The 4,649-nt window shown below is 69.8% G+C and carries 2 protein-coding genes; one reads left to right on the top strand and one right to left on the bottom strand.

Going from position 1 to position 4,649, the window contains the following annotated elements; translation table 11 throughout:
- The coding region (locus CC117_RS03390; protein ID WP_071082315.1) for a DUF7507 domain-containing protein at window positions 1–2,708 on the bottom strand (2,708 nt) is incomplete at its 3' end.
- A gap of 592 nt (window positions 2,709–3,300) precedes the next feature.
- Between CC117_RS03390 and CC117_RS03385 the strand changes: the two genes are divergently transcribed.
- Window positions 3,301–4,649: selenium-binding protein SBP56-related protein (locus CC117_RS03385; RefSeq protein ID WP_198541711.1), on the top strand; the 1,349-nt coding region annotated here is incomplete at its 3' end.

Raw genomic sequence — 4,649 nt, 5'->3', positions numbered from 1 at the left:
GGTCCAGCCGGCCCGGCAGGTCCAGCCGGCCCGGCAGGTCCAACTGGCCCGGCGGGGCCGGGCGGTCCGGCAGGGCCGGTGTCGGAGCGCAGTAGAGTCGAGGTGGTTGAAGGCTTCGAGGTCACCGTGGCGCCGAACGCTGGGGTCGCGCTCGCGGTCGCCACGTTCTCGACTTTCCGCGCGTCGGCGTCGGCCTGTGTGGTCACGTAGTTCGCCGTGCAGATCGTCATCGCGGTGACGGCCAGTGTCATCACCGGGCAGTCCACGGCCGACAGGCCGGGCATCGGGTCGTTCACCACGAGGCCGGTGAGTGCGACCGGGCCGCGGTTGGTGATGATGTAGAGGTATGTCAGCCGCTCACCCGCGGCGGTGAAGGACGTGGTGTTGGCGGTCTTCACCAGCGACAGGACCGGTACCGACAACGTCGCGATCGCCGGCTCGGAGACGACCGGCGGACCCGTCGGCGGCGTGCCCGCCGCCCACGCACTGTTGCTGAGCCTGCCTTTGTCGGAGTCGGCCTGCGTCGTGACATAGCTGGCGGTGCAGGTCGTCGACTGGCCCGGAGCGAGGCTCGTCGCGGCGCAGCGCACCGGCGACACACCTGCCAGAGCGTCGTACACGAACACGTTGGTCAGCGGYTGGCTGCTGGTGTTCGTCGCGACGTAGGTGATGTCGATCGGCTCGCCCAGGCCGGTGAACGACGTCTGGACCATGGACTTTGTCAGCGAGATCGTCGCCCTCGGCAGCAGTGTCGCGGAGGTTTCCGCGGGCGTCGAGGTCACCGGTGGCCCGGACGGGGGCTGTCCGGTCGCTATCGCTTCGCTGTCCACCAGGCCCCGGGCGACGTCCTGATCCTTGATGTTGTAGTCGGCGGTGCAGGACATCGACCCGCCGGGCGGCAGCGAACCGCTCGGGCAGGACACAAACCCTGATTGCAGCGCCTCGGAGAGCCGGACGTTCTCCAGGGGGACGTCGCCGGTGTTCGTCACCAGGTAGGTGTAGTGCAGAAGCTGCTGTGCGGCGGGGACGGTGGTCGGCTCCACCTGCGCCGCGAGGGCGATGCCGGGATCGGGCTGCTGCGCGGGCCGGCCCGGTGTCGTCGTGACCGCCGGGGCGGAGAGCACCGGCGGCGCGCCGGGCGGCGTTCCGTAGGCGAACGCGTCGTTGCGGACCTGGCCGACGTTCGCGGCGGCGTCGGTGGTGAGGTAGGAGGCGGTGCAGGTCATCGCCGCACCGGGGGCGAGTGCTGTCGCCGGGCAGGCGACCGGGGACAGCCCGGGTAGGCCGTCCACGACGCGGACGCCGGACAGGCCGACCGGGCCGGTGTTCGTCACCAGGTAGGAGTAGTCCAGCCTCTGGCCCGCGCCGACGAACTCGGCCGGCGCGGCGGACTTGGCCAGGGAGATCGCGCCAGTCGTCGGGGGGATGGGCCCGCCACCCTGAGGCTGCCGGACGATGACCAGCGGCGGCAGGGTGATCAGCTCGCCCGTCGGCGTGGTGGCGACGATTCGGCTCACGTCCGCGATGAAGCCGGCGTCGATGTCGGCCTGGGTCGCGACGGTCTTGACCGTGCAGAAGAAGGTGTTGTTGATCGGGCCGCCAGGGCTGGCAGGGGGCAGCGTCTTGACGCAGAGCACGCCAGCGGCCGGGGCGGCCTGTGACGACTCCAGTGTGACGTCGGTCAGCGTGACGTTTCCGTTTCGGACTAGCTGGTAGGTGAAGCTGACCGGATCACCGGCCTTGCTGAAAGGGGTGGTGTCCACGGAACCCTGCACGAGGCTCGGGTTCTGCACGGCGTGCGCGAAGACGGTCGTGGCCGCCGACGTCCACCTGCCGGTGGCGAGCCGGCCGTTGACGACGGCGGTGATGTAGATCGATCCTCGGTCCACGTCCGTCTGGGTGGTGGTTGTCAGGCTGTCGCAGTTCATGGACTCACCGGGGGCGAGTACCTGCGCCGGGCAGGAGATCTGGGTGCGCGGCGGTGTCGCTGCCAGGATGGAGATCTCGCGCAGCGGCGCGGCACCGGTGTTGGTGACGACGAAGGGGACGGTCAGGAGCAACGGTGGGAAACCAGGCGGGGAAGCACCGAAGACGGGCGAATCCGACGGGCCCACGACGCTGATCGATCCGGTCGGGGGTGGGAGCGTGGAGCTGGTGGAGCTGTGTGACGGCGCCGAGGTCACCGGGGGGCCGGACGGCGGCGTGCCGTTCGCGACGGCGGTGTTCTCGACCCGCCCGTGGTCGACGTCCGCCTGGGTCGTCACGTAGGTCGCGCCGCAGGTGGTGGTTCCCCCCGGGGCCAGCTCCGTAGCCGCGCAGGTCACCGGAGACACGCCGGCGAGCGCGTCGTGCACGACGACGTTCGTCAGCGGCGCGTCCCCGCTGTTCGTCACCAGGTAGGCGAAGTCGAGCGTCTGACCGACACCGGAGAACGAGCCCTGCGCCACGGACGTCGCCACCGTGATCGCGGGAGCCAGCGCCGCCACGGCAGCGCGCGGGGAGTCGTCGGCGCCGGGCCGCGGGTCGGCCGCCGCGGACGGACCGCCGGGAGCGGGCGGTGTGACGGCCATGGCCGGGGCCGCTGTCGCTGTCGCTGTCGCTGTCAGCACGGTCAGCGCGACCACGGACGGCACGAGCCAGGCCAGCGGGCCCACGGATCCGGCCGACGCGAGCAGACCTGCCCGGCGTCGCGGTAGACGTCTTGACATGCTCGCTCCTCGGCCTGGGCCGCCCGCCGATGCCCGACACCGCGACGGGCCGACAGCAGACGTCGATCGACCAGCACAAGGCGGTCGTGCGTCCCAGCTGGTGACGGGACACCCGGCGATGATTACACAGAGTGATCGAGCGTCGGGGAACTCGTGCGCGGCGATTCGTCACCGTCGGTGAGGTGCCAGCGTGTCGGTGGCAGCGGRCCATCTCGCAGCCCTCACACCAGTCGCGTCGCCGGTGGCGGCCAGCGCGGTCGCGACGTTGGTGGGAAGCGTCTGGTGGTCGGAAACGTCGTCGCCGTACCGCCGTCGCCAGCGGGCCCAGGTGTCCTGCGCCAGCGCACGGGCCCGGTCGGGTTCTCCGATCGCGACGAGTTGGACGGCGAGATTGGCGGGATCGTCTCCCGCACCAAACCGCTCCGCGGCCGATCGGCGAGACTTGCGCGCTGAATCCAGGTCCAGCCACTGGTTTCAGTATTTCAAACGGGGCAATGAGGGTGACTGGACAGGCTGACTTCGAAATGCGGACGGACGTGGTTTAACGACCTTACGAGCTGGACCACCCTGTTCTCCTGATCGAGGAGTGGCTGTGAGCAACCCGGATCCGACTTTCTACCGCTCGCCCGGCGACGCTGCGGCGGCCCCGCCGGAGCGGCTGGCCTATGTCGCCGCGTTCGATCCGAAGGGAACCATATCGGATGCGATGACCGTCATCGACGTTGATTCCACCTCGTCGTCCTATGGCCAGATCGTCGGTTGGACCGACCTGCCAGGGCGCCGCAACGAGTTGCACCACTTCGGCTGGAACGCGTGCAGTAGCGCGCTCTGCCACGAGAACCACGGACATACCGCCAGCATCGAGCGACGTTATCTCATCGTCCCGGGGCTGCGGTCCTCCCGGATCCACGTACTGGATACCCGGCCAGATCTACGCAGCCCGCGCGTGGTGCGCACGATCGAGGCGGCCGAGCTCGCCACCAAGGCCGGCTACTCCCGGCCGCACACTGTCCACTGCGGGCCGCATGGTCTTTACCTGTCGGCGCTGGGTGGGGCAGACGGCTCCGATGGACCCGGCGGGGTGGCGCTGCTCGATCACGACACGTTCGACGTGGTCGGGCCCTGGGAACGCGACCGAGGCCCGCAGTACCTGGCGTACGACGTGTGGTGGCACCTCACGCAGGGAGTGGCGGTCACCTCCGAGTGGGGCACGCCGTCAATGATCGAGGACGGGGTCAACACCGAGCTCCTGCTCGGCCGGCAGTACGGCCACGCTCTGCACTTCTGGGACCTCGGCAGCGGTCGCCACCAGCAGACCATCGATCTGGGGCACGACAACCAGATGGTGCTGGAGGTGCGCCCGGCYCACGATCCGCGTGTCTCCCACGGTTTCGCCGGCGTCGTCACGAACGTCACGGATCTTTCCGCGTCAGTGTGGCTGTGGTACCGAGACGGTGACCGGTGGGCCGCGCGGAAGGTCATCACGATCCCGCCCGAACCCGCGGACCCGGCTGACCTTCCACCGGTCATCCGTCCGTTCGGCGCGGTCCCCGCATTGGTGACCGACATCGACCTGTCCGTCGACGATCGATGGCTTTACGTGTCCTGCTGGGGAACCGGGGAGCTCAAACAGTTCGACGTTCGGGACCCGYTCTCACCACGGGAGGTCGGGTCGGTGCGCCTGGGTGGGATCATGCGCCGCACCCCCCATCAGGCCGCCCCGGACGAGCCACTCGCCGGCGGGCCGCAGATGGTCGAGATCAGCCGTGACGGACGTCGCGTCTACCTGACGAACTCGCTGTACTCGGCGTGGGACGACCAGTTCTACCCGGACGGCGTCGGCGCATGGATGGCACGCCTCGATGCGGACGTGGCCACGGGCGGGATCAGCCCGGACGTCCGCTTCTTCCCACACGGCGCCGACTTCCGCGGGCTACGCGT

This window comes from Parafrankia colletiae, from assembly GCF_001854655.1.
GTDB classification, from domain to species: Bacteria; Actinomycetota; Actinomycetes; order Frankiales; family Frankiaceae; genus Parafrankia; species Parafrankia colletiae.
The sequence above is the reverse complement of the archived record's forward strand: the minus strand, read 5'-3'. Positions and strand labels throughout refer to the sequence as shown.